The organism is Collinsella aerofaciens (genome assembly GCF_039836695.1).
GTDB lineage: Bacteria > Actinomycetota > Coriobacteriia > Coriobacteriales > Coriobacteriaceae > Collinsella > Collinsella aerofaciens_BD.
Map to the genome: position 1 here is coordinate 1 of NZ_JBDPAC010000041.1, position 4,701 is coordinate 4,701.

Genomic DNA, 4,701 nt, shown 5'->3' on the forward strand with positions numbered 1-4,701 from the left:
GATGTCTGCCCGGATGCGACACATCTGGTGTGTCCATCCTCGCAGTATCCGGTTCTCAAGGTGCACGCCCCGCGGCTGATCCGGTCCGACCGGGCCGCGCGGCAAGGAGATATATTGCCAGACCGGAGGGGCGCCGTGGGCGGAAATCTGGGCGTACACATTTCCTACACAGTTTGGAATCCGACTAACGTTTGCCAGCCGTTACCTACCGCTCGCCGAGCATCTCTTTATATAAGGCAGTCTCATGGTTAAAGCGGATACGTCCCCCTAGCTAAAGCACAGCCAGCATCGAGCAACTCATCACGTTCTTCCACCGAGAACCCCTCGGCGTAGACGCGCACCACTGGTTCGGTCCCGCTAGGACGGACCAGCAGCCACGTGTCATCCTCGAATGCCAAACGCAAGCCATCCATATGACTAACGTTTTGCGGCACCTTGCCACAAATCGACTTGGGGTTTACGCCCGGCAGCAGGGTTCGTAACGTTTCGGCATCTTCGGCCTCAAGGCGCAAATCCCGTCGACCGTAACTCGTCTTACCAAAACTGTCCTCGAGTTGGTCGACCAGAACGCCCAAAGGCGCGTCCGTCTTAGCCATAAGCTCACACAGAATCAGACAGGCGAGGATTCCATCGCGCTCGGGCATATGCGCGGCGATGCCGATACCACCGGCTTCTTCGCCGCCCATGAGGACGCCGCCCTTCTTCATCTCTGCCGCTATATATTTGAAACCGACTGGCTTGACGGTCACGCGGCAGCCAAGCGCCTCGGCAATGCGACGCACGAGCGTCGAGCATGAAAGATTGACGACGACGCGCCCCTCCAAATTACGAAATTGAACCAAGTCGCCCAAAACGAGCGCCATGATCTGATGCGGATGTATATATCTGCCGCGCTCGTCAACCGCGCCGATACGGTCGGCGTCGCCGTCGGTCACCAGGCCAGCGCAAGCTCCGTCCTCGATAACCGTGCGCTCGCAAGCGTCCACCCACGGTTCAACGGGGTCGGGGCAGATATCTTCTTGGTCAGACGCCTGCCCGGCGTGAATCTCGTGCACCTCAACGCCAAGCTCGCGCAGCAAGTCGGCTAGATAGCCCTGGGCTGCGCCGCCCATGGGATCGACAACCACGCGCAGGTGCGCGGCGCGGATGGCTTCGGCATCGACAAACGATGCCACCGCCTGCATATAGTCAGGAATGATATCCGCGGTGCGATATTGCCCCTCGATCCCCATTGGCTCGGGAGCCATGGTCTCTTCGAGCTCTTCGATGACATCCTGGTTGGCGGTCGAGCCGTCACCCATGCGAATCTTGAGGCACAGATAGCCCTGCGGATGATGGGACCCCGTCACCATGAGCGCGCCGCACGCCTCACCGTCATAAGCCGCCGCCCACGTAAGGGCAGGGGTCGGGACAGGTCGCGAAGCGAGCACGGCGTCTAGCCCGTGCGCCGCTAGCACGCCCGCCGCAAGCTCAGCGAACTCGCGCGCCAGGGGCCGGGTGTCGAACCCTATATATACCGTTTTGCCCGGATTGGTCTTTTGCCACAACTCGCCGACGGCATCGGCGATACGGGCAACGTTATCGGCAGTGAAGTCCTCATCGACGCGAGCGCGCCAACCGTCAGTTCCAAAATGAATTATCGCGCACACGCGCAGACACCTCACAGTGTTTGGATCATGGTACGCATGGGGTATACCCGCAACATGCACTCGGCAACCTGCCGGCACCAGCATTCACCATTTGGGCAAATGCTGCCGAGGACATGCAGGCAATAAAAAACTGCCCCGTATGGAGCGGTTTTGCCCTTTATATATCGAGCGCCTCGGCCATCGCTGCCGTAGTGATTGCCGTGGTTCCACAACAACTGCCCACCATTGCGGCGCCGGCATGTCTCCATTCGATGCATGCGCGCGCGAAAGCTTCGGGGTTCTCGTGCCATACGGGGCCATCCTGAGTCTGGACCGGATCGCCCACGTTGGGACGCACCGTGACGGGAGTAGTCGCCGATGCAACCATCCTGGGCACCGCCGCGTTCGCGGCCGCAAGCGAACAGCAATTAACACCAACCGAGTTTGCGCCGTGTTTTTCGGCGTACAAAACGGCTGCCTCGATGTTGAGGCCATCGCCCAACAGGTCGCCTTTATCGTCAACGACAAAACTCACCAGAACAGGCATGCCGTCGGCGGCATCTCGAGCGCCGGCAAGCATGGGCTGCAAATTACGGATAGACGTCACCGTCTCGATCAGCAGACCGTCAACGCCGGCATTGAGCAAGGCGTGCGCCTGTTCGCGCGCAATGCCTCGGATTTCACGATACTCGGCAGAGTCCTCGGCAAACCACTCAATACCGATCGGGCCCATCGAGCCCAGCAGCAGCTGAGGGTGCGCCTGGCGGGCATCGTCGACGGCCCCGCGATTGACCTCCGCCACGGACGGCGCAATCTGGTCGTGTTTGAGGGCATAGCTTGATGCCTGAAAGGTGTTGGTAATGAGCACCTGCGCGCCGGCGGCGACATACAAGCGATGGATACGAGAAACGGTCTGCGGCTCTGCCAGATTCCAAAACGCCGGTGGAATGTCGGCGGCATCGTACTCACTCAACAGAACACTGCCCATGGGGCCCTGCGCCAACAAGGTCTCGCTCGACAAGCGGCGCGTAAGTTCCTCGGCACCAAAGCGGTTGTAATAACTCGTATCCATATATATCCCGCTATTCCTCGACGCTGATTCCCTGCTTTTCGAGATAGGCGAGCCAGCGGCTCATCGTGTCCTCGGATAGCGCATGCTCCATCATGCAGGCCTCGGAATCGGCTCGCTCAAATTCGACACCGAGCTCCTGAACCAAAAACGTGCGGATGAGGCGATGACGGTACCAGATAGCCGTACCAACCTCGCGGCCGCGATCGGTCAGGATCACCTTGCCGTAGTGCGATTGCTCGACAAGCTCGGATGCCTTGAGCGCCGAAACCGCTTTATTGACCGATGCCTTGGAGACGCCAAGGCGCTGCGCGATGTCGACCGATCGCACGCCGTTGGTTTCCCCCTCTTCGCTTTCAATGCGAACCATGCACTCCAAGTAGTCTTCGTTCGCCACCGTCAGATGTAGTTCGCGCGAGCTATTTGTCGTATCCATGATCTTCCGTCCCTTCTGCATTCAATGGCTGATTCTACCCCATCCAAGCGTCGTGGTATGCCGTGGCATACCGTGCTAGAGTTCTTGTTGCACACGACGACCAAGATTGGAGCGGTCTTTATGGAAAACACCACCACGAGCCCCGATGTCCTCGAACGCTTTTTGCGCTACGTCCAGATCAACACGCAGTCCGAGGATGCAAACTGCGACCAGGTACCCTCGAGCGCCGTTCAGTTTGACCTTGCCAACGTGCTGGCTGAAGAGCTGCGCGAGCTTGGTGCGGAAGATGCCCACGTGACCGAGCACGCCTATGTCTGCGCGCATATCCCCGCAAGTGCGGGCGCTGAGGACAAGCCCGCCCTGGGCCTGATCGCCCATCTCGACACCACCGAAGTTGCACCGGGCGCCGGCGTGAAGCCGCACATCGTACACTACGAAGGCGGCGACCTGGTCTGCGGCACGGTTGACGGTAAGCCCGTTGCCATGAGTACCGCCAAGCTTCCCGCCCTGAATGACCTCGCGGGTGAGGACCTGGTCTGCAGCGATGGCACCACGCTGCTGGGCGCGGACGACAAGGCAGGCGTCGCCGAGATCATGTCGCTTGTCGCGCGTATCGCTCAGGACCCCTCTCTGCCCCATCCCGCACTCGGCATTTGCTTCTGCCCTGACGAGGAGATCGGCCACGGAGCCGAGCTGTTGGATATCGATGCCTTTGGCTGCAAGTACGCCTACACGGTCGACGGCGGCCCCATCGGCGAGCTGGAGTGGGAGTGCTTTAACGCCGCCGAGGCGACCGTCCGCTTTGAGGGCCAGTCCATCCACCCGGGCGACGCTAAGGGCCGTATGGTCAACGCAGGCAATCTGTTCTGCGACTTCAACGCGTTGCTCCCCTACGTGCAGCGCCCGGAGTATACGGAAGGCTACGAGGGCTTTTATCACCTTGAGGGTGTATCTGCGACCGTCGATCACGCCACAGCGCGCTATATCGTCCGCGACCATGACGCCGCCAAGTTCCAGCAGAAACTCGACCTTATTGATGCCGCCGCCTCGATGCTCAACCAGCGTCTGGGTGAGGAGCGCGTGACGGTCGAGATTAAGCAGCAGTATCGAAATATGGCCGAGATCGTTCGTGACTATCCCGAGCTTATTGATGTTGCCAAGGAAGCCTACCTTGCCTGCGGCGTTGAGCCCCAAGTGCTGCCGATTCGCGGCGGCACCGACGGCGCTCAGCTGTCGTTCCGCGGTCTGCCCTGCCCCAACCTTTCCACCGGCGGCTATTGCTACCACGGCGTCAACGAGTTCGTCCCGGTCAGTTCGCTCGTCAAGATGACCGACGTGCTCCAGGAGCTCGTCGCCCGCTTTGCATAAGCCTGGCTGCACAAGTCCAAAAGACGAATCGCCCCGTCCTCAACCAAGAACGGGGCGATTTTTTTGCTGCAATGAGAACAGGTTGACGCACGCCAGCCTCTTAACGCAAGGAGTGTCCCAAACTGCCGGTACAGACGATATGAGCAGGACATAAAAACATTGAGAGCCCCTGCTGCATGAAAGACCGCGGATTAGGCCGA

The 4,701-nt window shown here is 60.0% G+C and carries 4 protein-coding genes; 1 reads left to right on the top strand and 3 read right to left on the bottom strand.

The features are described 5' to 3' along the window. Positions 1–248: 248 nt before the first annotated feature. The 3 genes from ABG996_RS10585 to ABG996_RS10595 all read right to left on the bottom strand — a co-directional run bounded on the left by ABG996_RS10585 (position 249) and on the right by ABG996_RS10595 (position 3,133). The gene (locus tag ABG996_RS10585) at positions 249–1,649 is read right to left on the bottom strand and encodes a phosphoglucomutase/phosphomannomutase family protein (RefSeq protein WP_347479838.1); all 1,401 of its coding nucleotides are present in this window, start codon (positions 1,647–1,649) and stop codon (positions 249–251) included. A 157-nt stretch (positions 1,650–1,806) separates the two neighbouring features. Next, positions 1,807–2,700 carry a homocysteine S-methyltransferase family protein gene (locus ABG996_RS10590; protein ID WP_035138801.1) on the bottom strand — a complete coding sequence of 298 codons (894 nt, stop codon included), beginning with the start codon at positions 2,698–2,700 and terminating at the stop codon, positions 1,807–1,809. A gap of 10 nt (positions 2,701–2,710) precedes the next feature. Next, complete coding sequence (locus ABG996_RS10595; protein WP_040359600.1) at positions 2,711–3,133, bottom strand: metal-dependent transcriptional regulator; 423 nt, start codon at positions 3,131–3,133, stop codon at positions 2,711–2,713. Positions 3,134–3,253: 120 nt separating this feature from the next. Here ABG996_RS10595 and pepT point away from each other — a divergent pair, with 120 nt between their 5' ends. After that, the gene (pepT, locus tag ABG996_RS10600) at positions 3,254–4,501 is read left to right on the top strand and encodes a peptidase T (RefSeq protein WP_347479839.1); all 1,248 of its coding nucleotides are present in this window, start codon (positions 3,254–3,256) and stop codon (positions 4,499–4,501) included. Positions 4,502–4,701 lie beyond the last annotated feature (200 nt).

Excerpts from the sequence above, each read along its gene's own strand:
- ABG996_RS10595 (WP_040359600.1), bottom strand. The coding sequence starts at position 3,133 with ATGGATACGACAAATAGCTCGCGCGAACTACATCTGACGGTGGCGAAC.
- ABG996_RS10590 (WP_035138801.1), bottom strand. The coding sequence starts at position 2,700 with ATGGATACGAGTTATTACAACCGCTTTGGTGCCGAGGAACTTACGCGC.
- pepT (WP_347479839.1), top strand. The coding sequence starts at position 3,254 with ATGGAAAACACCACCACGAGCCCCGATGTCCTCGAACGCTTTTTGCGC.